Source organism: Pacificoceanicola onchidii, assembly GCF_004804335.1.
GTDB lineage: Bacteria > Pseudomonadota > Alphaproteobacteria > Rhodobacterales > Rhodobacteraceae > Pacificoceanicola > Pacificoceanicola onchidii.
Genome location: NZ_SRXY01000001.1, coordinates 932,448 through 957,061, shown reverse-complemented (window position 1 = coordinate 957,061; position 24,614 = coordinate 932,448). Strand labels below are relative to the sequence as shown.

The 24,614-nt window shown below is 61.0% G+C and carries 25 protein-coding genes; 9 read left to right on the top strand and 16 right to left on the bottom strand.

Annotated elements, in window-relative coordinates:
• Positions 1-225 precede the first annotated feature (225 nt).
• Complete coding sequence (locus E4662_RS04685; protein WP_136440080.1) at positions 226-1,557, bottom strand: amidase; 1,332 nt, start codon at positions 1,555-1,557, stop codon at positions 226-228.
• 45 nt (positions 1,558-1,602) lie between these two features.
• Between E4662_RS04685 and E4662_RS04680 the strand changes: the two genes are divergently transcribed.
• Together E4662_RS04680 and E4662_RS04675 are read left to right on the top strand one after the other, a co-directional pair.
• Positions 1,603-2,850 (top strand): UbiH/UbiF/VisC/COQ6 family ubiquinone biosynthesis hydroxylase, encoded by a 1,248-nt coding sequence (locus tag E4662_RS04680; RefSeq protein WP_136440079.1) that lies wholly within the window; start codon positions 1,603-1,605, stop codon positions 2,848-2,850.
• Positions 2,851-2,948: 98 nt separating this feature from the next.
• The gene (locus E4662_RS04675) at positions 2,949-3,701 is read left to right on the top strand and encodes an SDR family NAD(P)-dependent oxidoreductase (protein ID WP_136440078.1); all 753 of its coding nucleotides are present in this window, start codon (positions 2,949-2,951) and stop codon (positions 3,699-3,701) included.
• A gap of 66 nt (positions 3,702-3,767) precedes the next feature.
• Here the strand turns inward: E4662_RS04675 and proS are convergent, their stop codons facing one another.
• Together proS and mutY are read right to left on the bottom strand one after the other, a co-directional pair.
• Positions 3,768-5,111, bottom strand: coding sequence for a proline--tRNA ligase (proS, locus tag E4662_RS04670; RefSeq protein ID WP_136440077.1), 1,344 nt, complete (start codon positions 5,109-5,111; stop codon positions 3,768-3,770).
• Between the two features lie 84 nt (positions 5,112-5,195).
• Positions 5,196-6,239: an A/G-specific adenine glycosylase gene (mutY, locus tag E4662_RS04665; RefSeq protein WP_136440076.1), complete on the bottom strand. Its 1,044-nt coding sequence runs from the start codon at positions 6,237-6,239 to the stop codon at positions 5,196-5,198.
• 88 nt (positions 6,240-6,327) lie between these two features.
• Here mutY and E4662_RS04660 point away from each other — a divergent pair, with 88 nt between their 5' ends.
• Genes E4662_RS04660 through E4662_RS04650 form a run of 3 tightly spaced genes read left to right on the top strand, consistent with a single transcriptional unit; the run spans position 6,328 to position 8,681 of the window.
• Positions 6,328-6,840, top strand: coding sequence for a DUF721 domain-containing protein (locus E4662_RS04660; RefSeq protein ID WP_136440075.1), 513 nt, complete (start codon positions 6,328-6,330; stop codon positions 6,838-6,840).
• 45 nt (positions 6,841-6,885) lie between these two features.
• Positions 6,886-7,554 carry a DsbA family protein gene (locus E4662_RS04655; protein WP_136440074.1) on the top strand — a complete coding sequence of 223 codons (669 nt, stop codon included), beginning with the start codon at positions 6,886-6,888 and terminating at the stop codon, positions 7,552-7,554.
• A complete protein-coding gene (locus tag E4662_RS04650; protein ID WP_136440073.1) occupies positions 7,551-8,681 on the top strand; it encodes a CaiB/BaiF CoA transferase family protein in 1,131 nt (376 codons plus the stop codon). The genes E4662_RS04655 and E4662_RS04650 overlap by 4 nt, the downstream gene beginning before the upstream one ends.
• A 24-nt stretch (positions 8,682-8,705) precedes the next feature.
• On the opposite strand, the gene E4662_RS04645 is transcribed toward E4662_RS04650, so the two are convergent.
• From E4662_RS04645 to E4662_RS04630, 4 genes are read right to left on the bottom strand one after another with little or no spacing between them, the layout of a single operon-like run.
• The gene (locus tag E4662_RS04645; RefSeq protein ID WP_136440072.1) at positions 8,706-9,125 is read right to left on the bottom strand and encodes a GNAT family N-acetyltransferase; all 420 of its coding nucleotides are present in this window, start codon (positions 9,123-9,125) and stop codon (positions 8,706-8,708) included.
• A complete protein-coding gene (locus tag E4662_RS04640) occupies positions 9,122-10,252 on the bottom strand; it encodes a saccharopine dehydrogenase family protein (protein ID WP_136440071.1) in 1,131 nt (376 codons plus the stop codon). The genes E4662_RS04645 and E4662_RS04640 overlap by 4 nt, the downstream gene beginning before the upstream one ends.
• The gene (locus E4662_RS04635; protein WP_136440070.1) at positions 10,249-11,304 is read right to left on the bottom strand and encodes a saccharopine dehydrogenase; all 1,056 of its coding nucleotides are present in this window, start codon (positions 11,302-11,304) and stop codon (positions 10,249-10,251) included. Before E4662_RS04635 ends, E4662_RS04640 begins: the two co-directional genes overlap by 4 nt.
• A 50-nt stretch (positions 11,305-11,354) precedes the next feature.
• Positions 11,355-12,014: a histidine phosphatase family protein gene (locus E4662_RS04630; RefSeq protein WP_136440069.1), complete on the bottom strand. Its 660-nt coding sequence runs from the start codon at positions 12,012-12,014 to the stop codon at positions 11,355-11,357.
• A gap of 134 nt (positions 12,015-12,148) precedes the next feature.
• On the opposite strand from E4662_RS04630, the gene map reads away from it, so the two are divergent.
• Positions 12,149-12,970 (top strand): type I methionyl aminopeptidase, encoded by an 822-nt coding sequence (gene map, locus E4662_RS04625; protein WP_136440068.1) that lies wholly within the window; start codon positions 12,149-12,151, stop codon positions 12,968-12,970.
• 101 nt (positions 12,971-13,071) lie between these two features.
• On the opposite strand, the gene E4662_RS04620 is transcribed toward map, so the two are convergent.
• Positions 13,072-14,037, bottom strand: a complete 966-nt coding sequence (locus E4662_RS04620; protein ID WP_136440067.1) for an MBL fold metallo-hydrolase — start codon at positions 14,035-14,037, stop codon at positions 13,072-13,074.
• Positions 14,038-14,291: 254 nt separating this feature from the next.
• Here E4662_RS04620 and E4662_RS04615 point away from each other — a divergent pair, with 254 nt between their 5' ends.
• Positions 14,292-15,335 carry a TRAP transporter substrate-binding protein gene (locus E4662_RS04615; protein WP_136440066.1) on the top strand — a complete coding sequence of 348 codons (1,044 nt, stop codon included), beginning with the start codon at positions 14,292-14,294 and terminating at the stop codon, positions 15,333-15,335.
• 37 nt (positions 15,336-15,372) lie between these two features.
• Here the strand turns inward: E4662_RS04615 and rsmD are convergent, their stop codons facing one another.
• Positions 15,373-15,930, bottom strand: coding sequence for a 16S rRNA (guanine(966)-N(2))-methyltransferase RsmD (gene rsmD / locus E4662_RS04610; protein WP_136440065.1), 558 nt, complete (start codon positions 15,928-15,930; stop codon positions 15,373-15,375).
• Complete coding sequence (locus tag E4662_RS04605; protein ID WP_136440064.1) at positions 15,927-17,135, bottom strand: NAD(P)/FAD-dependent oxidoreductase; 1,209 nt, start codon at positions 17,133-17,135, stop codon at positions 15,927-15,929. The genes rsmD and E4662_RS04605 overlap by 4 nt, the downstream gene beginning before the upstream one ends.
• An 82-nt stretch (positions 17,136-17,217) precedes the next feature.
• Here E4662_RS04605 and E4662_RS04600 point away from each other — a divergent pair, with 82 nt between their 5' ends.
• Positions 17,218-17,706 carry a peroxiredoxin gene (locus E4662_RS04600; protein WP_136440063.1) on the top strand — a complete coding sequence of 163 codons (489 nt, stop codon included), beginning with the start codon at positions 17,218-17,220 and terminating at the stop codon, positions 17,704-17,706.
• 83 nt (positions 17,707-17,789) lie between these two features.
• On the opposite strand, the gene E4662_RS04595 is transcribed toward E4662_RS04600, so the two are convergent.
• The 6 genes from E4662_RS04595 to E4662_RS04570 all read right to left on the bottom strand — a co-directional run bounded on the left by E4662_RS04595 (position 17,790) and on the right by E4662_RS04570 (position 23,658).
• Positions 17,790-18,080 carry a 4a-hydroxytetrahydrobiopterin dehydratase gene (locus tag E4662_RS04595; protein ID WP_136440062.1) on the bottom strand — a complete coding sequence of 97 codons (291 nt, stop codon included), beginning with the start codon at positions 18,078-18,080 and terminating at the stop codon, positions 17,790-17,792.
• Positions 18,077-19,276: a GNAT family N-acetyltransferase gene (locus E4662_RS04590; RefSeq protein ID WP_136440061.1), complete on the bottom strand. Its 1,200-nt coding sequence runs from the start codon at positions 19,274-19,276 to the stop codon at positions 18,077-18,079. Before E4662_RS04590 ends, E4662_RS04595 begins: the two co-directional genes overlap by 4 nt.
• Positions 19,277-19,308: 32 nt before the next feature.
• Positions 19,309-20,067 carry a glycerophosphodiester phosphodiesterase family protein gene (locus E4662_RS04585; protein WP_168797898.1) on the bottom strand — a complete coding sequence of 253 codons (759 nt, stop codon included), beginning with the start codon at positions 20,065-20,067 and terminating at the stop codon, positions 19,309-19,311.
• Positions 20,064-20,528 (bottom strand): RidA family protein, encoded by a 465-nt coding sequence (locus E4662_RS04580; protein ID WP_136440059.1) that lies wholly within the window; start codon positions 20,526-20,528, stop codon positions 20,064-20,066. The genes E4662_RS04585 and E4662_RS04580 overlap by 4 nt, the downstream gene beginning before the upstream one ends.
• Before the next feature lie 95 nt (positions 20,529-20,623).
• On the bottom strand, positions 20,624-21,928 hold the full coding sequence (locus E4662_RS04575; protein ID WP_136440058.1) for an HlyD family type I secretion periplasmic adaptor subunit: 1,305 nt from the start codon (positions 21,926-21,928) through the stop codon (positions 20,624-20,626).
• Entirely contained in the window at positions 21,925-23,658 is a 1,734-nt protein-coding gene (locus E4662_RS04570; RefSeq protein WP_136440057.1) for a type I secretion system permease/ATPase, read from the bottom strand. The genes E4662_RS04575 and E4662_RS04570 overlap by 4 nt, the downstream gene beginning before the upstream one ends.
• A 196-nt stretch (positions 23,659-23,854) precedes the next feature.
• Here E4662_RS04570 and E4662_RS04565 point away from each other — a divergent pair, with 196 nt between their 5' ends.
• On the top strand, positions 23,855-24,607 hold the full coding sequence (locus E4662_RS04565) for an MlaA family lipoprotein (protein ID WP_136440056.1): 753 nt from the start codon (positions 23,855-23,857) through the stop codon (positions 24,605-24,607).
• The last annotated feature ends 7 nt before the right edge of the window (positions 24,608-24,614 follow it).

Genomic DNA, 24,614 nt, shown 5'->3' with positions numbered 1-24,614 from the left:
GCGGGATCATTGTCGCCCCGCATTGAAGTCAGAGTACGAAATCCGGGGGGGCACTGTCCAGAATCTTGGCGGGGTGCCGCACGGGTGTGGCCGGAATGTCGCAAAAATGTTGCGGTGTATATATTGATGTCCGTCGCAGCGGAAAGTTTTGCTGGAACAAAACTTTGGTAGGGGCTCTGCCCCGCGCCTCAGGCGCTCCCCGGGATATTTGCGGCACAAAGAAAATCAGGCGCTGAGGGCCTGTTCCGCTGCTGCGGCGATCCGCAGGAGGCGCTCTTCGGCCATGGGCGCGCCCATCAGGCTGATACCGCAACCGGGGGTGCCGGTTGGCAGAGTGATGGCGCAGCCGCCCATCAGGTTGCCTACACGGGTATTGCGCAGGGTGATGAGATTTTCTTTCACGTAGTAGTCGCCCTGCTCCATGAGTTTGTCGATCTTTGGGGCCGTGTTCGGCGCTGTTGGGCAGAGGACTGCGTCAAACCCTGCCGTGGCGGCCAACCATTCGGCCCGAACAGCATCCAGCCGTTGCCAGGCCGCGACGTAATCGGCGCCCTTGGGCAATGCCCCGGCGGCAAAGCGTTCACGAATGGGCGGGAACATGAGATCGGGGTCAGCCTCGATCGCCGCGCCCCATGTGCCCCAGGCTTCGGTGGTGTAGAGGATGCCCGCATCTCCCATCGGACCATCAAGGGCGGGGAAGTCGAAGGGAACAATCTCGGCTCCGGCGGCTTTCAACGCTTCCAGTGCCGCAGCGTAGGCCTTGGCTGGGTCACCGCGCAGGTCGTCCATCACGATGGTTTGCAGGGCGGCGAAGCGGCATCCCTCGAGGTGTGCGCCGCGCAGGTCAATCGGCTTGCCTCCCTCAAGTACGGCAAGCATCAGGGCGGCGTCTTCAACGGTTTGGCAGAGCGGGCCGACGGTGTCGAACCTGGCCGCAAGTGGAACGACACCTTTGAGGCTGAGCCGACCGGACGTTGTTTTCAGCCCGACAAGGTCGTTCCAGACCGAGGGAATCCGCACCGACCCGCCCGTGTCGGATCCAACGGCAGCCGCGGCAAGGCCAAAGGCAACGGAGGCGGCCGCTCCCGAGGATGAGCCACCAGCGACAGCATCGGGATCATTTACGCAAGGCGGGGATTGCGTAACAGGGTTCAGGCCAAGGCCGGAGAAGGCCAGTTCGGACATGTGCGTCTTGCCAAGACAGACAAGCCCGAGCGCCGTGGCACTTTGCAGGACTTCGGCATCGCGCTCCGGAACGCGCCCGCGCAGAAGGTGCGATCCGGCTTCGGTGACGGTTCCGGCGGTGTCGAAGAGGTCTTTCCAGCTGACAGGAACCCCATCGAGCAAAGACAGGCGTTGTCCGGATCTGGCGCGCGCCTGTGCGGCCCCGGCTTCGGCGCGGGCGCGTTCCGGCGTGAGGCGGGCATAAATGCGGGGGGCCATTGGATGGGCCTCGATGGCGCTCAGGAAATACTCCGTCAGATCAACCGGATCGATGGATCCTGCCCCGATTCCGCGACCCAGTTCTGCTGCGCTCATTTTGGAAAAATCGTTCATACCATCATCCTTTTGCCCAAGCCGACGGTAGCGGCAGCGCGGCGCATGGACAATCCCGATAAGGCGCGCATATTCAGGCCTATGGATAGCGATCTGATCATCATCGGTGGCGGTCTGAACGGCCCCGCCCTTGCTCTTGCCGCCGCGCAGGCCGGCTTAAGCGCTCTTGTCATTGACGCCTTGCCCGTCAGTACGCGCGAGGCGGGTGATTTCGATGGGCGCGGCTATGCTCTGGCCTTGTCATCGAAGCGCATGCTGGAGGGGCTCGGGCTTTGGCAAGGCCTTGCGGAAAACGCGCAGGCGATGAAAGAGATCAAGGTTTCTGACGGCCGGGTGGGCGAAGCTGAGGTCTTCCTGGGCCTGCATTTCGATAGTGCCGAGATCGAAGAAGGTCCGATGGGATACATGGTCGAGGATCGCTATTTGCGCCGTGCCCTGCTGGCCGCGATGGATGCAGAGAGCAGAATCACCCACCGCGCCGGTGAGACGGTGATTGCACAGGAAACCGGACCGTCCGGTGCGTCCGTGACGCTGGCCAGCGGCGAAGTTCTGACATGCCGGTTGATCGTTGGTGCAGATGGTCGCCAGAGCGGCACCTGCGCGCGAGCCGGGATCAAGCGCACAGGCTGGGGGTATGGCCAGACGGCGCTGGTTTGCGCCATTGCGCATGAGTTGCCGCATGGCGGCGTTGCGCACCAGTTGTTCCTGCCGCCCGGCCCTCTGGCGATTCTGCCGCTGACAGGCAATCGCAGCAGCATCGTCTGGAGCGAGACGGATGCGCAGGCGCGTGCCATCAACGCCTTGTCCGATGAGAAGTATCTGGAGATTCTGCGGCCGCGTTTCGGTGATTTCCTCGGCGAAATAAGCCTCGCGGGCGGGCGCTATACTTATCCTTTGAACCTGACTTTGGCGAATGCCTTTGTTGCCGAGCGTGTGGCACTTGTTGGTGACGCGGCCCATGGTATGCACCCGATTGCAGGTCAGGGGTTGAACGCTGGCTTGCGGGACGTGGCCGCTCTGGCGCATGTGATCAGCCATGCGGTTCGGCGCGGAGAAGACTTCGCCAGCCCGCAGGTTCTGGGGCGCTATCAAAGCTGGCGCCGCTGGGATACGGCTTCGCTGGCGGCGGCGACGGACGTCTTTAACCGATTGTTCTCGAATGACAATCCATTGCTTCGGGTTGGCCGGGATATCGGGATGGCGCTTGTTGGCAAGGCGCCCGGTTTGCGCCGCTCGTTTATCCGCGAGGCGGCGGGGCTGACCGGGGAGTTGCCCGATCTCATGAGACTTTGAGCGCAGCGCGCCTGTAGGGCGGGGCTCTGCCCCGCCGCCCTTTCCAAGACCGGGTCCGCGTGCCACAAATGCGCGGGACATATGGAGGGGCGAGGCAGATGATCCAGAAATGCGCAATAGTCACGGGCGCGGCCCGGGGGATCGGGCTGGCAACCACAGATCTGTTTCTGGAACAGGGCTGGCGCGTGGCCATGGTGGACTACGACGTTGAGGAGTTGTCGGCGGTTTCGGCCACGCGTCAGAACGTCTTGTCCTTGCCGTATGACGTATCAAACCCGCAGGACGTCAACCGAATGGTGTCGGAAACTCTTGAATGGTCAGGGTGTATTGATGCGTTGATAAACAATGCAGGAATTGCCGAGTTCGGTCCGATTGCAGAGTGCTCTTTCGAGATGTGGCGACGTGTGATGCAGACCAATCTGGACGGGGTTTTCCTCTGTTCGCAAGCGGCGTCGGAGGCTTTGAAGGCAAGCAGCGGGGCGATTGTGAACATCGGTTCGATTTCCGGTTTGCGCGCCTCGACCCTGCGCGTCGCCTATGGCACGTCAAAAGCGGCTGTCATTCAATTGACCAAGCAATATGCGGCGGAACTTGGTGAATTTGGGGTGCGCGTGAACTGCGTCTGCCCCGGGCCGGTCAGGACGAAACTGGCCATGGCGGTGCATACACAGGAGATCATCGACGCCTATCACGATGCGATTCCCCTGAACCGTTACGGCTCCGAGCGGGAACTGGCAGAGGTCATCTGTTTTCTGGCCTCCGAAAAGGCGTCTTATGTGACGGGGCAGGTGGTGGCTGCGGATGGCGGGTTTGAATCGACGGGCGTTGGCCTGCCGGCATTGCGCGATTGAAGGTGCCTAAAAGAAAAGCCCCGGAGCATGTCCGGGGCTTTGATGTTGTCTTGGCTGCCTTTGCGGTTAGCTGGCAACCTTGCCGTAGATTTTTGCAATTTTTTCAATCGCCTCGAGCGGCGGAAGCTCTTCGCTTTCCCCGGTCCGGCGGCTTGTCACTTCGACCACGCCGTTCTTGAGGCCGCGCGGCCCAACCGTGATCCGCCAAGGCAAGCCGATCAGGTCCATCTTGGCAAACTTTGCCCCAGCGCGATCAGAGGTGTCGTCGTAAAGCGGCTCAAGCCCGAGGGCGCTCAAAGCCTTGTAGAGAGACGCGCAGGCCTCGTCCGCCGCCTCGTCACCTACCTTGAGGTTCACGATGCCGCAGTGGAACGGGGTAACGCCTTCGGGCCAGATGATACCCTTCTCATCATGCGAGGCTTCGATAATCGCGCCCAGAAGACGGGAGACGCCGATGCCGTGCGAGCCCATGTGGACGGGCACCTTGCCGCCTTCGCTGTCCTGCACCATTGCGCCCATGCTTTCGGAATACTTGGTGCCGAAATAGAAGATCTGCCCGACCTCAATACCGCGTGCAGTGCGGCGGCGTTCTTCCGGCACCTCGGCAAACACGGCTTCGTCATGAGTTTCGTCAGTGCGGGCATAGCGGGAAGTGAATTCTTCCAGAACCGCCTGGCACTGCTCGACGGAATCGTAATCAATCTCGCGGTCGCCGAATTTCAGGTCGGTGATCTCGCTGTCATAGAAAACCTCGCTCTCGCCGGTATCGGCAAGCACAAGGAATTCATGGGTGTAGTCGCCGCCGATCGGGCCGCCGTCGGCGCGCATCGGGATCGCTTGCAAGCCCATGCGCTCATATGTGCGCAGGTAGCTGACCAGATGCCGGTTGTAGGCGTGCAGCGCGTCTTCCTTGGTGAGGTCGAAGTTGTAACCGTCCTTCATGTAGAATTCGCGCCCACGCATTACGCCAAAACGCGGGCGGATCTCGTCACGGAACTTCCACTGGATGTGGTAGAGCGTCAGCGGCAGGTCTTTGTAGGACGACACGTTCGAGCGGAAGATGTCTGTTACCAGTTCTTCGTTTGTGGGGCCATAGAGCATGTCACGGCCGTGGCGGTCGGTGATGCGCAGCATTTCCTCGCCATAGGCATCATAGCGCCCGCTTTCCCGCCAGAGATCCGCCGATTGCAGCGTGGGCATCAGGAGCGGAATGTGGCCCGCGCGTTGTTGCTCTTCGTGCACGATGGTCTCGATGTTCATCAGAACCTTGTAGCCCAGCGGCAGCCACGAGTAGATCCCGGCGCTGGCCTGTTTGATCATGCCGGCGCGCAGCATGTAGCGGTGCGAGACGATCTGCGCCTCGGCGGGCGTTTCCTTGAGGACGGGCAGGAAGTAACGGGACAGGCGCATGGGGGAACCCTTTGAATAGGCGTGATTGCGAGGGGTTTTGCGGGAATGCAGGGCCGTTTGCAAGGGCTGTGCGCGCCAGCCTGCTCAGCGAGACAGATCGAAGGCCTTGCGCATCACGGTTGGCAGATCGGCGGGAGAGAAATCGGCTTGATCAACAAACTCCCCGCGCAACGGCTTGCGGTCCATCGGGACAAGCGCAGTCTTGACCGTCAACCGCAGGTGAAAATGCGTGAAGGTATGGCGCGCTTCGCCGTTCAGAGTTTTCCATTCGGCGCGAATCGGAGTGGCTTCCTCTGGCGTGCCTTCGATCCAGTCCGACCCGGGCCAGCCGAGCATGCCGCCAAGCAGGCCGCTGTCCGGTCTGCGCTCCAGCAGGATCGCGCCGTCCACACGCCGTGCCACGTAAGCAATTCCATGGCGGATGGGTTTCTTCTTCTTGGGCGTTTTCTTGGGCAACTCTTCGGCTGTTCCGGCATCCCAGGCCGCGCAGTTGCGACGCCAGGGGCAGAGCCCGCAGGCCGGGCGTTTGGGGGTGCAGATTGTGGCACCAAGATCCATGACAGCCTGCGCGTAGTCTCCGGGCCGCAGATCGGGGGTCAGACTGGCCGCGTATTCCGTCAGAACCGTCTTGGCGCCCGGCAGGGGCTGATGCTCGTCGAAGAGACGTGCCATGACCCGTTCGACATTGCCGTCAACAACAACTTCGGAGCGGTCAAACGCAATCGAAGCCACCGCCGCCGCCGTGTACCGCCCGACGCCGGGCAGTTCGATCAAGGCGTCATGGGTGTCCGGGAACACACCGCCAAATGCATCGCGTACAACACGGGCGCATTTCAGCAGATTCCGCGCTCGGGCGTAGTATCCAAGCCCGGCCCAGGCCGCCATGACATCCGCGTCCTGCGCATTGGCGAGCTCAACAACCGTGGGCCAGCGCGCGGTGAACTTCTCGAAATAGGCTTTGACCGCTGCAACTGTGGTTTGCTGGAGCATGATTTCCGACAGCCAGACGCGATAGGGGTCTGGCACGATCCCGGCACGCCGCGCACCGGGGCTGATCCGCCACGGCAATTCACGTGCATGGCGGTCATACCACTCCAGAAGGTCGGCCGATTGGGCGCTCTCACGCAAGTTTGATCTCCTTAAGGAAACATGAATTCCGGGGCTGACGGACCCGCCGCGCAGCACTAGGATAGCGTCACGCCGGGAGAGTCAAACCATGACCAGACGCAAGACAACCACCTACGGCTTTGCCCATACGGCAAAGCTGCTGGAAGGCAACATACGCAAGGCCTCTGAATCGCGGGGGTTTGCCCAGTCTCGGGTTCTCACACATTGGGAGGAAATCGCGGGGAGTGATGCCGCGAAGATTTCTCGACCTGTCGATATTTCTTATTCTCGTCAAGGATTTGGCGCGACGCTTACGCTTTTGACGACCGGCGCGATGGCGCCGATGCTCGAAATGCAAAAGGAGCCTTTGCGCGAGCGGATCAATGCGGTTTACGGCTACAACGCCATCACCCGCATTCGGATTACGCAGACGGCGGCGACCGGATTTGCCGAAGGTCATGCGGACTTTCGGCACCGTCCAAAACCGACGGAAAAACCGAAACCCTCATCGGAGCAGATCACGCGGGCGCGCTCGGCAACAACCGAAGTGGGCGATCCGGGGTTGCGCGCGGCGCTTGAACGTCTGGGGGCAAACGTCTTATCCAAGAGCGAACGCCGCTGAGCGCAGCCCGCTCAAATGGTCACACCACAGGAAGAGGCCTTCCCCATGAACCGAATTCTCGCCACCACCGCCATTGTGTTTGCCGTTGCCGCGGGCGGCTATTGGTTTGTCTCGCAGTCCGGCAATGAGACCGCCATGGCCGCGCAGGCCGAGAGCGTTGGCGATGCCTCCGGTACCTCGGCAGAGTTTGGCATCACCGAGATGACCATGGGCGATCCGGACGCGACGATCGAGATCATCGAATACGCCTCTTTCACCTGCCCGCACTGCGCGACGGCCCATGCCAATCTGGTTCCGCAGGTCAAGGAAAACTATGTCGACACCGGCAAGGTCAAGTTCACCCACCGCGAGGTGTATTTCGACAAATACGGCATGTGGGCGTCGCTCATTGCGCGTTGCGGCGGTGAGGCGAAGTATTTTGGTATCATCGACCTGATCTACAAAGGCCAGGCGCAGTGGGCACGGGCTGGAAATGACGCGGCGATTGCGGACGAATTGCGCAAGATTGGCCGCCTGGCCGGCATCGGCAAGGATGAATTGGACGCCTGCATGTCGGATGGCGAAAAGCTCAAGAACCTTGTGGCTTGGTATCAGGCCAATGCAACCGCGCATGAGATTCAATCGACACCGTCCTTCGTGGTCGATGGCAAGAAATACGCAAATATGAGTTACGCAGAGTTCTCTGCCATTCTGGATGAGAAACTCGGCGAATGAGTAATGACAAGGCGGCCCCACGCGGCCCGCTGGAAGGACTAAAGGTCATTGAATTGGCGCGCATTCTGGCTGGCCCCTGGGCTGGCCAGACCTTGGCCGATCTCGGCGCGGATGTGTTGAAAATCGAGGCCGCGCAGGGTGATGATACGCGCCAGTGGGGGCCGCCGTTCATAGAGCGTGAAGACGACCGTTCCGCCGCCTACTTCCATTCCTGCAACCGGGGCAAGCGGTCTGAAGTGGTCGATCTGGCGTCAGACGCGGGCCAGGCGCGCATGCGGGCGCTGGTCGCGGATGCAGATATTCTCATCGAGAATTTCAAGGTTGGGGGCCTGAAGAAGTACGGCCTCGACTATGATAGCCTCTCAGTCGTCAACCCGCGCCTGATTTATTGCTCCATCACCGGGTTTGGGCAGGACGGCCCTTATGCCCACCGTGCCGGCTATGACTACATCATTCAGGGCATGTCCGGCCTCATGTCGATCACCGGTGATCCCGATGGACAGCCACAGCGCGCTGGCGTGGCGGTGACGGATCTTTTCACCGGGCTTTACTCGGTTGCAGGCATTCTGGCGGCGGTGCATCAGCGTTCGGTGACCGGGCGAGGACAGCATGTGGACATGGCCTTGCTCGATTGCGCCGTTTCCGCCACGGCCAATCAGGCGATGAACTACCTCTCAACGGGCAATCCGCCGGGGCGGACCGGGAATTACCACCCGAACTTAACGCCTTATCAGGTTTTTGACTGTTCCGATGGGTTCATCATCATCGCAACAGGCAACGATGCGCAGTATCAGCGGCTGTGTGCCTTGCTTGGGCTGGACGACATGGCAACCGCACCCGCGTACCGGACGAACGCGGATCGCGTGCAGAACCGGGCGGAGATGATCGACCGGCTATTGACGGCGACGCGGAAATGGACGAAAGCCGACCTGCTTGCGGGCTGTGAGGCGAAAGGTATTCCAGCGGGGCCAATCAACGACATGGGTGAGGTCTTTGCCGATCCGCAGGTTCAGGCGCGGGGCATGCAGATCACGCCGGACGGGGTGCCGGGCGTGCGCTCGCCATTCCGCTTTTCCGATGCAGAGCTGGTGCTGGACAAATCTGCGCCAAAGCTCGGCGAGGGATAGGCAGGCCTTACGACGGGTATTCCGTCAAGCTTCCCAATCCATCCTCAGTTCCAAAAGCCCGTCGTCGCCATCCCGCGTGACACCGCTTTTTACGAACCCTTCGCGCTCGTAAAATGCATGGGCGCGGGTGTTTGGGGCGTGGGTCCAAAGGTGCAGGCGCGTGCGCCCTTCCTTGACGCGATCAACCAAAGCTTTGCCCGTCCCGCTGCCGGGATTGGACGTGTATAGCCCGACGATCAGCGACTCGTCGGGGTTAAACGACAAATACCCTTCGACCGGATCACCAGCGACCCAGAACTCCCGAACGGGAATGCCCTGCTGCATGATGTCGACCAGCGTTCCATACGGCATCGGATCAGGCATCCAGGCCGTGCGATCGACCCAGGAATGCACGATGCGCGCACAAGCCTCTGCGTCCGCCGGAGTGCCGCGTCGAATCCTCATACCAGATGATCCACCACCATCAGATTTTGCGCGAGGGTCTGAACCTCGTCCAGATACCGTGCGACCAATTTCGGATCATTGGGCGCGGCGCTGACGCCGGGGGCGATCTCGCGGTTCAGGACCGATTGGATGGCAAGCGAGACCGGCACGGAGACCAGCCGGGCCATGGCGGTGCCGCGCGCGTCCCCCCAGGCGTCCATGACATAGGTCTTGTGCCAGACCGGCGCGCCCTCGCGCTCGGCCTTGAAATCCACGCAAAGCACCACGCGATCCGGTTCGCCCTCGTCATAAGCGTTTTCTTTCAGCAGCTTGTCGGCGATCTCCTGAAGCCGCGCGTCGCTGGCTTCGGGGGCCTCGGCGAAAATGCCTTTCCACGCCTCGGCCCATCCGTTCAGCCGCAGGGTACCGCGCACGAAGTCCTGCACTTTCCACGACGGCTCGAATCCGTAGTCTTCCATGAATGGCAGGCTGTCGCGGTTCGGATAGACCTCGAATGTTTCTGGCACGGGCAGAGGCGCGTCGTAGCGGCCAAGCGCGTCCCATGGCTTGGAAACGTTGAGCTCCGAGAAATGCCGAATCGAGCGAGACGGCGATTTCAACGCCTTGAGCACGCCAACCGGGGCCCAGCTGAACTTGTAGCGGAAGGCGTTCGGAATCTTCGGAACGCCGCCGCAATAGCTGAGGAAACTCACGGTGTTGTCTGCTGCATAGACAGGAGAGGCCTTGTAGTCCGCCACGAGATGGTGGGCCATCAAATGGTCGATGCCCGGATCAAGCCCAATCTCGTTGACGAGCCGAACGCCAGCCGCTTTTGCTTTGGTATCCAGGGCGCGCATCTCCGGTGCGATGTAACTGGAGGAGACAAAATTCGCGCCTTTCGCGATGGCGATCTCTGCCAGCGGCACGTGCCAGTCACCGGGCAACATGGAGACGATGATGTCATCCGCTTTCACGGCCGCTTCGAGCGCTTCGGGAGAGAAGGCTTCGATCTTGTCCGTCAGATCACCGACGGCCTCCTGCGCTTTTGCAATAGTTCGGTTCCAGACCGTTACGTCTTCGCCCGCCTCGATCAGCCGTCGCAGGCCGGGAACGGTAGAAAGCCCTGTGCCGCACCAATGGATTGTCATGCGTTGTCCTCCGGCTTGTGTTCGTCAAAGATCGCTTTCGCCCGGCCCCAAACGCCTGCGTCGATCTGGTCCAGCGTCTCCAGCCACGGCAGCATTTGCCCGGCAAAGTCGATGGACGATTCCAGGGGCAGGAGAGACGGCAGATTGTCGATGGCCATCACGTCGAGCACCGGATCGCTGGCGGCGCGGGTCACGGGCGTTTGCCAATTGGTTTCCAGATCGTAGACCTTGACCGGCGAGAAGTCCGATTGCGGATCGCAAGCAATGTCGCCAATCACGCGGAGCGCGCGTTTGGCCTCTTTCGCCTCCGCCGGAACAAAGACAGGGCAACCCGGCGCCGCAAGGATGCAGTTGAAGAACATGGCGTGTTCAAGCACTTCCGGGAAGGGGCCGCCGTGTGCCGTTTCCGCCATGTCCCACTTGGTGACGGGGATGTTCAGTGCTTCGCACAGATCAGACGCGCCGGTGCCAACGCGGCCCAGAGCCCCAATGACAAGGGCGTCCTTCGGGGTGTTGTCTGCCAGGGCGGCGCGCAAATCGGACAACATGGCCTCCGAGTTGGGCCAGGTATCCACGGGCGGGCAAATCTCTCCCCGGGCCTGGGCCGCCCAAGCCAGAACCGAGACCGCGGCCCCGGCATAACCGGCCCAATAGCCAAAAGCGGCCACGCGGCGACCGTCCTCGTTCAGCAGGTATTCAAGGTCATAGAGCGTGCCGCCCCCGGCAGCAAAACGCTCCAACAGGCGCGCACCCGCGGCCTGACCTTTGTAAGCGTGACCGAACATGATGTGGCGGTGCGGCAGAGGGGTGCCGTCGTCAGGCAATTCTTTCAGGCCGTAGATGATCGCATCGGATGGTGCGCCGGTCCATGCGCCCTCTGCGGCAACCTCTGCTCCGGCTTCAACAAAACCGCCCAAGGGAATCGCCCGTGCTAGGCTTTTCTCTACAGTGATGCGAAAACCCTTTGCCTTCAGAGCCTTCACCCCTTCCGGTGTGATGCCAACACGTTCTTCGTTCGGACGGCTCTCGGCGCGAATCCACAGGTGTGTCATGTCTTGCCCCTTCGGTTTCATGGGGCACGCTAGTACAGGGCAAAGCCGGGTTAAAGGTGGCTTCTCGCGTGTTGGCGCTCTGGCGTGTCGAGATGCGGGATCGCGTTGAACTGGGTCAGGGCAAGGCCGGTAGACAGCGGCTGAATGCGGTGCAGCGAGGAGTTTTCGATGGCAAGACAGGCATGGGCCATTGCAGGAAGATCGAGCCGCATCACGATTCGCATGGCCATCCCGATCAACCCGCCAGACGTCACCACAAGCGCGCGGCCATCGCCCTCGGCGATGTCTCTCAAGGCATCGCTGACGCGGTTCTCGAAATCTGAAAAGCTCTCAGCCGGGTTCTCGATCTTGCCCGTCTGCCAATAGCTCAGCAGCAAGGGCAGGTGGTCGATGAAGCCTTCGCGGTCCTGCGGAATCGGAATGGCGTGTTGTGTTTCAAGCGCCGTGGCGAGATCGAAATAGGCCATCTCGTTGAGTCGGGGATCCTGCACAACAGGGGCCGCGCAATCAGGGTCGATTCCCGTGGCCGTTTCCACGTGCCGGCGCAGGGTTCCGGAGTAGACCCGCGCGAAACGCTCCCCCGCCGTGCGGAAGTACGCCCCAAGCCATTCTGCCTGCTGCCAGCCAAGCGGGCTGAGCTTGTCATAGCTGCCTTCGTCGCGGGCATCGGAGTTGGCCTGACCGTGACGGACCAAGGTGACATGGGACATGGGTTGGCTCCTTTGCCTTGGTGCTTACGCGCCTGATCGTCCGAGGAAAAGAGGCAGCGTAGCATGAGTTCTGCTGCAACGCCGCATAGGCTGGAAAAGCCCGCTGGGACAGGTTAGATAAGTTGAGATCAAGTATGGAGCATGGCGTGAATTTAGATCACGGCGGGCGCACGACGCGCGATGGCATTCGGATTTATCAAGAGGTCGACTTTGCAGGCATGCAAAAGGCCGGCGCCTTGGCGGCGCAAATCCTCGATGAGGTATCCGAACATGTATTTGTCGGCCAAACCACGGGCGCGATTGACGATTTTATTCGCAACCGTGTGAACGAGGCGGGGGCCGTTTCCGCGACCATTGGGTACAAAGGGTATCAGCACGCCAGCTGTATTTCCGTCAATCACGTGGTTTGTCACGGGATTCCCGGCTCCAAGACGCTGAAGGATGGTGACATCCTTAACGTGGATGTGACCGTGATCGTGGACGGCTGGTTTGGCGACACCTCGCGCATGTATGTCGCAGGCAAGTTGGGGCGCAAGGCCGAGCGCCTGATCCAGGTCACCCATGACAGCCTGATGCACGGAATCGATGCGGTCAAGCCGGGCAACACCTTTGGCGACATTGGCCACGCGATCCAGAGCTATGTCGAAGCCAACCGCATGTCCGTTGTCCGCGATTTCTGCGGGCATGGGCTTGGGCGCGTGTTTCACGCACCGCCGAATGTGCTGCACTATGGACGTGCGGGCACAGGCCCGGTGCTCGAAGAAGGTATGTTCTTCACCATCGAGCCGATGGTGAACCTCGGGCGCCCCGAGACCAAGGTCCTGAGCGATGATTGGACAGCCGTGACCCGCGACAAGTCGCTTTCGGCGCAGTTCGAGCATTCCGTGGGTGTGACCGCCAATGGCGTCGAGATCTTCACTTTGTCGCCAGGCGGAACCTTCCACCCGACGTATTGACGCCCGTCTCAGGCAAAGGCGCCGTCTCGCGCTTCTTTGTGCTTCAAATATCCCGGGGGTCCGGGGGCAGCGCCCCCGGCCTGTTCCGGAAAATCAACAACCTACCACTGCCAGAGCGCTGGCACGAACTGGTAGCCGTCCCCTGACTTGCGCACATGCCCGACACCGGGGAAGGGGAAGTGATAGCCCAGCACCGCCATTCGATCCGTCGCGGCCATGTCCAGCAGGCGCTTGCGCGTGGCAACGGTCTGATCGCCGTCCATGTCCGTGCTGTTGTACCATTCGGGCCGGACAAAGTTCAGGTAGGCGTGGTTCATGCAATCGCCCAGAGCGATGAGCTGGTGACCTTGCGATTCCACCACCACGGCCATGTGCCCCGGCGTATGACCCGGGGTATCGATCACGCGAACACCCGGCACGACCTCCTGTTCGTTGGAGAGCAGCGTCCAGTCCGCCCCTTCGGTCTCGATCGAGTTGACCGCGCCGACGGTGAACTGTTGCAATTCCGGGGGCATCGCCGCAGCCAGCCCATCCTGCATCCAGAAGTCATGCTCCGCCTGACCGAGGAAATAGGCCGCGTCCGGCAGGATCGCCTCGTCGAAATCGTCGCGAATACCCCAGATGTGATCCGGGTGGGCGTGGGTGATGACCACATGTGTGATGTCCGCCGGATCGATTCCGGCGGTTTCCAGATTGCCAAGCAAGGCTCCGGCGGTTGGCATGAACCGCGTGCCAGAGCCAATGTCGACCAGAACCTTCGCATCGCCCAGTTCGATCACGAGGTGATTGGTGTGCGCATAGTTGGACGTCGTCGACAGGAAGTAGGATTCCAGCAGGGCTTTGACTTCGTCTGGGTCCGCATTGGTTCCTGTTCCGGCGATCGGAATGTCCAGCCTGCCGTCCGAAACAACCGTCAGTTTCGCGTCACCCAACGTGAAACTGAAATGCGCGGCGTTGCCGGTGGCAGGCGGACTCAGCTCGGCGCGGGTCGCCACGGGCAAGGTCAGTGCAGGGGCCGCGGCCGCCATGCTCAGTATCTCACGGCGGGTTGGTTTGAAGATGGACATGGTTCCTCCCAGCAGAATGCACACATTCGCATGTGATTGTATCATCCCGCGCCGCAAATACCAGCAGGTCGGCACGCCGGGAAATTCAGGCCCGATTTCCCCGATAAGAGAGAAAGTTTCCCGACATCAACCGGTTGCCGTGAAACCCGGTCCTTTTCGTTTTGCGAGTGACTTGCAACAGGGTGGGTAACCTCGTAAATAACCACCGCCGCTGCAATGCAGCACACTTTTGGTCCCACGAAAAGGAGACCCCGATGACCCGACCGATCCGTACTGCCGCTCTGGCAATAATTGCTGGCCTTTTGGCTCCAGCTGCACTCGCACAAGACGTAACGTTGCGTTTCCAACATTTCGTTTCGCCAAATTCAGCGAACCCGAAATACTTCATCGAACCATGGGCAGAGAAGGTTGAAGCGGAGTCCGACGGCCGCATCAAAGTCGAGATTTATCCCTTCATGCAGCTGGGTGGCGCAGCCCCGGAGCAGTACGACCTGATCGTTGATGGCGTGATCGATGGTGGCTGGGTCATTCCCGGCTACCAGGGCGGCCGCTTCCCCGAAGCCGAGGCGCTCGAACTGCCGTTCCTCGTGACCAAATCTGCCGAAGAGGCGAGCCGGGCCGCGTGGGAATTCACGCAAAAGCACCTCGCGGACGATTTCGCAGAGGTACACCTGATCGCGGCGCACATGCACGGGCGTGGGCTTGTCCACAAGAAGGGTGCGGCGATTGAAACCGCTGCTGACTTCGAAGGTCTGAAACTGCGCGGTCCGTCCCGTCCGGCGACGCTGTTGCTCGACAAGCTGGGTGCAACACCGATCGGCATGCCGGTCCCCCAGTTCCCCGAAGCCCTGTCTAAAGGTGTCGTGGACGGCGGTGTGATCACCTGGGAAATGTCGCCGTCGCTGAAGCTGGACGAGCTGACGGACAGCCACACGGACGTGGCCGGTGAGAACTCGCTCTACAACCTCTATTTCATCTGGGCGATGAACAAGGAGAAGTACGAGAGTTTGCCGGACGATCTGCGCGCGATCATTGATGCCAACTCGGGTCTCGAAACCAGCGCCTGGGCAGGCCGCGCGCATGACACGGGTGATGCGGATGGCAAAGCCATCATGACTGCTTCCGGCAACGAGATCGCCACCCTGTCCGAAGCCGCCACAGCCGAGATCCGCGCCAAAGGCGACGAGGTCATCGCCGACTGGATCGTCGAAATGAACGGTCGCGGCTTGCCGGGTGAGGCGCTTGTTGAGGACGTTCGCATGCTGGTTGAGAAAACCTCGGAACAGCCCGAAGGCTGATCAAACAGAAGGGGCGGCCGTGAGGGCCGCCCCTTTTCTATTGCGCTGACAGCAGCGTCACCGTGGTGTCGCCATAGCGCCGGTGTTCCAGTAGATCGAACCCCTCTGGCGCGATTTGCGGTGCATTTTCTTCCCAGACAATCAAGGCTTCTGGCGAGATCCAGCCCGTAGTCTTGGCGCTGGCCAGCGCTTTCTCCCCAAGCGCCTTGCCGTAAGGCGGATCCAGAAAGACCAATTGTGCGGGTGCATCCGCGGCTGGCAATCGCAAGGCATCTGCCCCGATCAGGCGAGCCTGATCATGGCAGTCCAGAAGGCTCAGGTTCTCCCGGATCAGTTTCTGCCCACTGCGGCCCTTCTCGACAAAGGTGACATAAGCCGAGCCGCGTGACAGGGCCTCCAGCCCCAACGCGCCCGTCCCGGCAAAGAGGTCAAGCACGCGGGTGCCGTCAAACGGCGTGCCGAAACGCCCGCCGCCCAGCATGTTGAACAGCGCCTCCCGCACGCGGTCCGTTGTCGGGCGCAGATGTGCTCCGGGATCGCCTTTGCCGACGGTCGCCAGCTTTCGCCCGCGATAGGTGCCGGCAATGATCCTCACGCTTTCAACAGAACCTTGAGGTTGGTGTCCGGGTCCGCGATGGCCTCGGGCGATGGGCTCTTGCCCGCCTCGATGAGACGCTTGCCGACCATATAGGCCCGGCTGTCGTTCATGGCGTCGAGCGCGATGAGCGTGTCACCGGCATAGTACCAATGCGAAACTGCGCCATTGTCGCCTTCGCGTACGATAATACGGTCATAGCCCGTGCTGAGCCCCGCGATTTGCAGTTTTACGTCGTATTGATCAGACCAGAACCAGGGCTTAGCCTCATAATCCCGGCCAGCGCCCATGATGTTGTCCGCGACAAGCTCACCCATGTCGATGGCATTGCCGACGGATTCAAGCCGCGCCTGAACACCGTTGGCCGGATAGCTGGCGCAATCGCCCGCCGCCCAGATGTGCGGATCGGAGGTGCGCCCTTGCGCGTCCACCTTGATTCCGTTGTCAATCTCGACGCCTGCGGCTTCGGCCAGATCACTGGCAGGCAGAATGCCGACCCCGACGATGACAAAATCGACGTCGAGCGTGGTTCCATCGGCCAGCTCTGCGCCCGTGACCTTGTCTTCTCCGAGAATCCGCGACAGGCCAACGCCTTCGCGCAGGTCTACGCCGTGGCTCTTGTGCAGGTTGCGGAAATAGGCGGAGGTTTCCGGCGAGGCGACGCGTTGCAAAATGCGGTCAGCGGCCTCGACCAGCGTCACGTGCAGTCCCAGCTTGCAAGCGCCCGCCGCCGCCTCAAGACCGATATAACCTCCGCCGACGATGAGAACCTTCGCGCCTTCGCGAAAACGCGGAGCCATGCTGTCCACATCGGCCAATGTGCGCACTTCGCAAACACCATCAAGCGCACCGCCAATCGCGGCGGGCAGACGGCGGGGTACGGAGCCGGTGCAAAACACCAGATCGTCATAGGCGATCTGCTCAGCCCCGGCCGTTACGGTGTTGGTGCCGCGATCAATGGAGTCCACACGCAGGCCGGTTCGCAGCGTGATGTTCTGGTCGCTGTAGTAGCTTTCCGGGCGTAGATAGAGCCGCGCCAGTTCCATGTCGCCCAGCAGGTAAGCCTTGGAAAGCGGCGGGCGCTGATAAGGGGGCGCGGGCTCTTCACCGATCACGGTCACCGACCCTTCGTATCCCTTGGACCGAAGGCGCGCCACAAGACTGGCTGCGGCCTGCCCGGCTCCAACAACTACGACACCTGCCATTTTTCTCGCTCCCGCTTTCCCTTTGCTCAGAGGACCCTATAGTCTCGGATCAGGAAAACGCAATTGCAGGAAAGCGCGAGATATGACGATTCAAGCAGGTGATACGCTGCCGCAAGCCACTTTGGCGCGGATTGGAGAAAACGGACCCGAGCAAGTGGCTCTGGAGACGCTGACCAAAGGGCGTAAAGTGGTGATTTTTGCTCTGCCGGGGGCCTACACCGGCACCTGTACAACCGCCCATGTGCCCAGCTTCATGCGCACCCGCGATAGCTTCGCCGAGAAAGGCGTAGACGAAGTGATCTGCCTGTCGGTCAACGATCCCTTTGTCATGGGAGCCTGGGGCGAAAGCACGGGGGCCACGGCGGCAGGAATCACCATGCTGGGCGATCCCGAATCCGCCTTTACCAAGGCCGTAGGAATGGACTTCTCTGCGCCCCCTGCTGGACTGATTGATCGCTCTCGCCGCTACGCCATGGTGGTCGATGACGGCACAGTTACTGTTCTGCACGCAGAAGAGAACCCGGGCGTTTGTGAAACTTCCGGCGGCGAGGCCTTGCTCGCAGCGTTGTAACCAATCGCGGGCCGGGCCCTAGAGAAACGGGCCTTGGTTTCTTCTCTGTCAAAATATCCAAGAAGGCGGGGCATAGCCCCGCCCTACAGGCTGTCGAGCTTGCGGGCCAGTTTGGCATCCAGTGAGGACAGACCGCCAACGTCATGGGTGGTGAGCGTTACCTCAACGGTGCGATAGACGTTCGACCATTCCGGGTGGTGGTTCCATTTTTCCGCCCAGAGCGCTGCACGGGTCATCCAGCCGAAGGCTTCGGTGAAGTCCTGGAACTGGAACGTCTTGTAAATGGCGTCGCGGCCATCAACCATGGCCCAACCGCTTTCAAAGAGCGGCTCCAGCATGGTTTTGCGGGCGGTGTCGGATAGCAGCTCTGTCATTGTTGCTCCTCCTCGTTGGCTTTGCGGAACGGGCCGTAGGCGGTCAGGATCTCGATGTCTTCCCCAACCGCTTGGCGCTCTTCCGCCAGATAGCGCGCGACCGCATCGGAAAAGCCCTTGTCGGAGATCCAATGCAGCGAATGCGTCTCCTTTGGCAGGTAACCGCGCGCCAGTTTGTGCTCGCCCTGCGCGCCGGCCTCCACGCGGGACAGCCCATGCGCAATTGCGAAATCGATGGCCTGATAGTAACACGCTTCGAAGTGCAGGCAGGGATGATCTTCTATGCAGCCCCAATACCGGCCGAACAGCGCGTCTCGACCGATGAAATTGAGCGCCCCTGCAACCGGGATGCCGTCCCGTTCGCAGAGCACCAGCGCGATATCGTCGCGTAGCGTCTGCTGCGCGATCTCAAAGAAGTCGCGCGTCAGATAAGGCGTCCCCCATTTGCGTGCTCCGGTGTCCTGGTAAAACTGCCAAAAGGCATCCCAATGCTCCGGGAGAATGTCCGCGCCAGTTACTGTCCGGATGACACCGCCAAACGCTTGTGCCACACGCCGTTCCTTGCGGATGGTCTTGCGTTTGCGTGAACTGAGGCTGTCCAGAAAGTCGTCAAAGGTTTCGTACCCGTTGTTTTCCCAGTGAAACTGCTGAGTCGTTCGCCGCAATAACCCCATGTGCTCACCTGCCAATGCTTCGGCTTCGGTGCAAAAGGTAATGTGTAGCGAAGAGACCTCGTTCTGCGTGGCAAACTCGACGGCCCCTTGGGTCAGCGCCGCCAGTCCGGTGGCGTCTTCTCCCGGTTTGGTCAGAAACCGGCGCCCGGTGGCCGGTGTAAACGGCACTGCGATCTGAAGTTTGGGGTAGTAGCGTCCCCCTGCGCGTTCCCAGGCATGCGCCCAATTGTGATCAAAGATGTATTCGCCCTGACTGTGACCCTTGGCGTAGAGCGGCGCAACGCCGATCAGGGTGCCGTCCTTTTCCGCCGTCAGATAGCGCGGCTCCCAGCCTGTGCCCGGCCCAACGGATCCGCTGTCTTCCAGAGCCTTGAGGAACCGGTACGTGGTGAATGGATCAAAAGGGCGGCCTCCGTCTTCGGTTTCTGGGCAAGCGCAGGCGTCCCAATCCTCCGCTGAAATAGCGGAGAGGGATGTAAGCAGATTGACGGAAATCAGGGGGCCTTGGGATTGCTCGGTCATGGAACCACTATTTGGCCCCTCTGGGGGTGTGATCAAGCGCGGTAGCCTTCAAATGTGACATTGTCCGCCACCCGCCGCGCCCGTGCCTCTTCGCTTGGCGAGCAGACTGTCCAACAAAGCACCGGCAAGCCCCGGGACTTCACCTGGGCGACGGCGGGTGACGAAAGATCCACCCAGTCGTGGGAGATGAAGTCCGCTTGGGCGCGGCCCAGATCAGGGATGTTTCTCAGATGGCGGCGTGTTTCGTCTGGCAAGGTTGGCCAGTTCTCGGAGGTGTAGCCACAGGTGGTGATCCCGCGCGGAATTTCTGGAGCCATCTGCGCCAGTTGAACAACAGAATGCGGGTTGAATGACATCAGCGCTGCGGGTCCGTTGTACCCCTCAAGGGCCGCGACTGTTGCCTGCTCCAGCGCGCCAACGCCTGCGCCCATTGCGCCATCCTGGTCTTTCAGTTCAATCAGGAGCGGGACGCGTCCCGCGACAAGGTCCAAAACTTCGGCCAGCGTCGGGATGCCCTCATCACCGTGCTTCAATGGTATATCCGCAAGTTCTTGTACCGTGCGGCGCCGGATGGCCCCGGTCTCGGGTGTCAGCCGCTGCAATTGGTAGTCATGAAACACCATCGCCGCATCGTCCCGAGACAATTGCAGGTCCAGTTCTATGCTGTATCCGGCGTTGATTGCGGCCGCGAACGCAGCACGTGAGTTCTCGGGCCGGCCCGCCGCGGTATCGTGATAGCCACGGTGCGCGATGGGCCGGTCAAGGAAGACCTTGGGCAGTGCGGGCATCAGGCGAGCTCGAAGATGCCTTCGATCTCGACGGCCACGCCAAGTGGCAGCGCTGCTGCGGATACGGCAGAGCGGGAGTGACGGCCTGCATCGCCGAGCACCGCGACCATGGTATCCGATGCCCCGTTGATGACCTTGGGCTGATCCGTGAAATCCGGGGTGGAATTGACGAAGCCGGTCAGCTTGAGAACGCGCTTCAGCTTGCCCAAGTCACCACCACAAGCGGCGCGCACCTGTGCGAGTAGGCTTAGTGCGCAGCTTTGCGCGGCGGCGGCCCCGGCTTCGACGTCCATGTCATCACCGAGTTTTCCGCAGATCAGCGCGCCGTCCTTCATGCTGATCTGGCCGGACACGTACAGCGTGTTACCGGTCAGAACATAAGGGACATAGTTCGCCGCCGGGGCGGGTGCGTCGGGCAAGGTCAGGCCGAGTTCTGTAAGCCGGGATTCGATCGCGTTGCTCATGGCATATCCTCCAAAGTTTGCGGCGACGCTAGTGCGGCGCGCGTGGATTGGAAACACCTTGCGGCGTCTTCCTTCGGAGTTTTTACGGCATGGGTTCAGCTTTCGCGGAACGCCCTTGCGAAATAGTCGGCGAAGGGTTTGACCAGATAGGCCAGCGGTGTCCGGTCCTCTGTGCGGATGAATGCCTCGACCGGCATGCCGGGAATCAGCGCCGTGCCTTCCGGTAGACGGGTCATTTCGCCGGGGTTCAGCTGGATCTCGGCGCGGTAGAAGCTGACTTGCGAAGCCTCGTCTTCGAAGGCGTCCGCCGAGATTTGCACAACCTGACCAAAGAGTTCCGGGGTGGTGCGCTGATCGAGCGAGGCAAAGCGTAACACCACGTCCTGCTGTTCAAAGAGCTGATCGATGTGGATCGGCTCCACACGGGCGGAAATCACCAGAGGCCGGTCTTGCGGGACAAGATACATCACAGGATCGGCGGGCAGAATCACGGAACGGGGGGTAAAGACCGTGAGACCGTAGACCACGCCGCCAACGGGGGCCGTGATTTCCATGCGGCTGAGCCGTTCGATCAGGGCGCGGCGCTGCTCTGCCAGTTCCCGTTCGTTCGATTGCAGATCGCGCAGCGTGGTGATGGCTTCCTCTCGGCGTTCGGTTTCAAGGCCGAGGATCTGGATGTCGATCTCGGTGATCCGCCCTTCGGCCTGTGCTTTCTGCGCGGTCAACTCACCGGCTGTGCCAAGCAGCTTTGCCTCCTCACGTTGCAGTGCAAGCACGCGGCTGGCCTGTGTCAACCCGTCCCGGAGCAGTTTCTGCTGGCCTTCCAGTTCCTGATTGATCAGCGCGAGTTGCTCTTTCAGCGCCTCCTGCTGGGCATCAATGCCACGAACCTGGTCTGCAATCTGGTCGACCCGTTTTTGCAGTTGATCAATCTGGCGCGCGATGGAGTCGGCGCGAGCTCGAAACAGATTGCGCTGGCCCTCGACAAGTTCGGCGACCTCCGCCTCGGAGATGGCGCGCGCCAAAAGTGTTTCGTCAAAGGAGATGGTTTTGGTGCCGTCGCGCTCTGCCTGAAGTCGCCCACGCCGCGCCACCAGTTCGAAATACTGCCCTTCGACGATGGTCAGTTCGGAGCGCAGAAGCGTCGGGTCCAGCTTCAGCAACGATTGCCCCGCTGCAACCGTGTCGCCTTCGTCCACCAGAATTTCGGAGACAACGCCGCCGTCCGGATGCTGGACGATCTGCCTGTTCTGATCGACCTGGATTTGCCCTGAGGCGACAATGGCCCCGGAAATCTGTGAGGTTGCGGCCCAGGTGCCAAATCCGCCGATCAGGACCAGCAGCGCAAGACATCCGACGATCATCGGGGCGCGGAGCGAGAAGCTTTGCGGCGCGCTCATTGCAGGCCTCCCTGACCGGTAGCCTTCCGGATTTGCTGATGGTTCTGCACGACCTTCTTCAGAACATCGTCCCGCGGTCCAAAGGCCACGGCATTGCCGCCTTCAAGCATCAACAGCAGGTCGCATTCCTTGATCGCGGCGGGGCGGTGGGCCATGATCATCACGGACTTTCCCTCGCTTTTCAGGCCGCGAATGGCGCGGTTGATGGCTTCGGTTCCCTCGTTGTCCAGGTTGGAGTTCGGCTCATCAAGCACGATCAAGACCGGATCGCCAAACATTGCCCGCGCTAATCCGATGCGCTGCATCTGTCCTCCGGAGAGACGCCCGCCGGTGGCCGTGACCCGTGTGTCATAGCCATCAGGCAGCTTGAGAATCATCTCATGCGCATCCGCCTTGCGCGCGGCTTCGACAACTTTGTCCGCATCGGGCGTTTGCGACAGGCGCGCGATGTTTTCCGCAATGGTGCCGTCAAACAAGGTGACGCGTTGCGGCAGGTAGCCGATGTGTTGACCAAGCGTATCGGGCCCATATTGATCAAGCGTCGCCCCGTCGAGCCGGATCTTGCCGCCCGCGGGCCGCCACACCCCGGTGACTGCGCGCGCAAGGGTGGATTTGCCCGAGCCGGACGGGCCGATGACACCAAGCGCTTTGCCGGGCGGGAGTGTGAAGTTGACCACACGTAGAGCAGCTTGCGACTCGCCGGGCGGAACAACGGTGAGAGATTGCGCTTCAAGCTTGGCTGCGGGGCGCGGCAACTCCGTGCGGGGCGCTTCGGCCGGGACTTCGCCCAGCAATTGGGCCAGAGATTTCCAGCTTTTCCGAGCCTGCTGTACCAGTGCCCATTGCCCAACCGCCAACTCGATCGGGGCCAGTGCGCGCCCCATCAGGATCGAGGCGGCGATCATCGCGCCGGGCGTCAACTCTCCCTTGAGCACAAGCCAGGCACCCAAACCCAGCATGGCCGATTGCAGCAGCAGGCGGAACGTCTTGGTGATCGTTGTGAATGTTCCGCTCAGGTCTGACGTGCCGAGCTGGGCAGTCAAGGACGCTTTGCGCGCGGCAATCCAGCGCTCGAACGCATCGCGGCGCATGCCAAGCGCGGTGACCATTTCGGCCTCGGAGCGGATTTGCTCCGCGACCTTGTCAGACCGCGCGGCGGCGATTGTTGTCTTCAGGGTCGGCGTCTTGGTGGTCATCTGGTTGAGCAAGGCCACCACAATGAGCACCACGCCACCTGCAATCGCCATTACGCCGAGCCACGGGTGGAAAATCAGGATCGCAGCGAAAAAGACCGGCGTCCACGGCATGTCGAAAAAGCTCATGGCAACCGGGGAGGCGATAAAGCGTTGTACGGTTTCCAGATCGCGCACGCCAGATTGCGCAACGGCGTCGTTCTTTACTGCCGAGCGCCGCAGAACCGCATCAAAGACGCGCAGGTCGAGCGCCGCCTGAAAGCGCGCCGCAACACGGCCCATGACGCGCCCGCGGACAAAATCCAGAATGCCCATCATCGAGTAGAGAAACACGACAAGCACGGACAAAGCGACCAGAGTCGCCTCTGACCGCGAGCCTAGAACCCGGTCGTAGACCTGCAACATGTAGAGAGGGCCGGTGAGCATCAGCAAATTGACAAAGAAACTGAACAGCGCCGCGAACCAGTAATACGCCCGGCTTTGCCGCCGCGCTGCGCGCAGTTCATCCAACCCGTGTTGTACTGTTTCTGATTGCATCAGCGAAAGTTTGCCTTACCCGTCTCTCTCCCCAAATTTGCTGTGGTATACAGACCAAATGTCGGGGCATGTCTCCATTGTGTCACAAGATCGTTGAAACGAGTTGTCACCGTTGGGTGTCTCGTTAAATGATTTTATGTAGGCTTTTAGGAAACCATGGGAGGTTTCCAAAGGGAATTGAAGAAAGCTGCCGCAAATGCGTAAAGCCCGTGTGATTTTTGTTGGTCTTCTGTTGACGGCTCTCGCCGCGTGTTCGGTGCCGGGCCCCGGGGGCGCACCGGATGGCATTCATGATCCGTATGAAGCCACGAACCGCAAGGTGCACAACTTCAACCGCCGCCTCGACAAAGGCTCTGTTAACGGTGCCGGTGCATTTTATGTGAACGCCGTCCCGGAGGGGGTTCAACGCAATATCTCCAATTTCGCAGATACTTACGCCACGCCCAGCTATGTGGTGAACCAGGTTCTGCAGGGGCGGCCCGGGCGCGCGACGAAAAACACCCTGCGTTTTGTCATCAATGCGACACTGGGCTTCGGGGGGCTTGCGGATGTGGCGTCCGACCTCGGCCTGACCGAAGACGACACTGATTTTGGCGAAACCCTGCATGTTTGGGGAGCACCGGAAGGCGCGTATCAGGAACTGCCACTTCTGGGCCCGTCGACCGAACGGGACACCGCCGGGCGTGTTGTCGATCTGTTCACCAACCCGCTGAGCCGGATCATTCCCTCGCCGGAACGCTACAGCGGGTCGGTTGCGACCTACCTCGACAAGCTGGGCGATCGGGCCAAATATGCCAGCACTGTGGATTCTATCCTACACGACAGCGCGGACAGTTACGCGCAGTTACGCTTGATCTATCTGCAAAATCGTCGCCATGAATTGGGATATGGAACCGACGAAGACTCCAGTTTTGTTGACCCTGACGCCATTGATACGGAGGGTTTCTGAATGAAAC

Coding starts and splice junctions, on each gene's coding strand:
- E4662_RS04685 (WP_136440080.1), bottom strand. CDS start 1,557: ATGAACGATTTTTCCAAAATGAGCGCAGCAGAACTGGGTCGCGGAATC.
- E4662_RS04680 (WP_136440079.1), top strand. CDS start 1,603: ATGGACAATCCCGATAAGGCGCGCATATTCAGGCCTATGGATAGCGAT.
- E4662_RS04675 (WP_136440078.1), top strand. CDS start 2,949: ATGATCCAGAAATGCGCAATAGTCACGGGCGCGGCCCGGGGGATCGGG.
- proS (WP_136440077.1), bottom strand. CDS start 5,111: ATGCGCCTGTCCCGTTACTTCCTGCCCGTCCTCAAGGAAACGCCCGCC.
- E4662_RS04660 (WP_136440075.1), top strand. CDS start 6,328: ATGACCAGACGCAAGACAACCACCTACGGCTTTGCCCATACGGCAAAG.
- E4662_RS04655 (WP_136440074.1), top strand. CDS start 6,886: ATGAACCGAATTCTCGCCACCACCGCCATTGTGTTTGCCGTTGCCGCG.
- E4662_RS04650 (WP_136440073.1), top strand. CDS start 7,551: ATGAGTAATGACAAGGCGGCCCCACGCGGCCCGCTGGAAGGACTAAAG.
- E4662_RS04645 (WP_136440072.1), bottom strand. CDS start 9,125: ATGAGGATTCGACGCGGCACTCCGGCGGACGCAGAGGCTTGTGCGCGC.
- E4662_RS04640 (WP_136440071.1), bottom strand. CDS start 10,252: ATGACAATCCATTGGTGCGGCACAGGGCTTTCTACCGTTCCCGGCCTG.
- E4662_RS04635 (WP_136440070.1), bottom strand. CDS start 11,304: ATGACACACCTGTGGATTCGCGCCGAGAGCCGTCCGAACGAAGAACGT.
- E4662_RS04630 (WP_136440069.1), bottom strand. CDS start 12,014: ATGTCCCATGTCACCTTGGTCCGTCACGGTCAGGCCAACTCCGATGCC.
- map (WP_136440068.1), top strand. CDS start 12,149: ATGGAGCATGGCGTGAATTTAGATCACGGCGGGCGCACGACGCGCGAT.
- E4662_RS04620 (WP_136440067.1), bottom strand. CDS start 14,037: ATGTCCATCTTCAAACCAACCCGCCGTGAGATACTGAGCATGGCGGCC.
- E4662_RS04615 (WP_136440066.1), top strand. CDS start 14,292: ATGACCCGACCGATCCGTACTGCCGCTCTGGCAATAATTGCTGGCCTT.
- E4662_RS04605 (WP_136440064.1), bottom strand. CDS start 17,135: ATGGCAGGTGTCGTAGTTGTTGGAGCCGGGCAGGCCGCAGCCAGTCTT.
- E4662_RS04600 (WP_136440063.1), top strand. CDS start 17,218: ATGACGATTCAAGCAGGTGATACGCTGCCGCAAGCCACTTTGGCGCGG.
- E4662_RS04595 (WP_136440062.1), bottom strand. CDS start 18,080: ATGACAGAGCTGCTATCCGACACCGCCCGCAAAACCATGCTGGAGCCG.
- E4662_RS04590 (WP_136440061.1), bottom strand. CDS start 19,276: ATGACCGAGCAATCCCAAGGCCCCCTGATTTCCGTCAATCTGCTTACA.
- E4662_RS04580 (WP_136440059.1), bottom strand. CDS start 20,528: ATGAGCAACGCGATCGAATCCCGGCTTACAGAACTCGGCCTGACCTTG.
- E4662_RS04575 (WP_136440058.1), bottom strand. CDS start 21,928: ATGAGCGCGCCGCAAAGCTTCTCGCTCCGCGCCCCGATGATCGTCGGA.
- E4662_RS04570 (WP_136440057.1), bottom strand. CDS start 23,658: ATGCAATCAGAAACAGTACAACACGGGTTGGATGAACTGCGCGCAGCG.
- E4662_RS04565 (WP_136440056.1), top strand. CDS start 23,855: ATGCGTAAAGCCCGTGTGATTTTTGTTGGTCTTCTGTTGACGGCTCTC.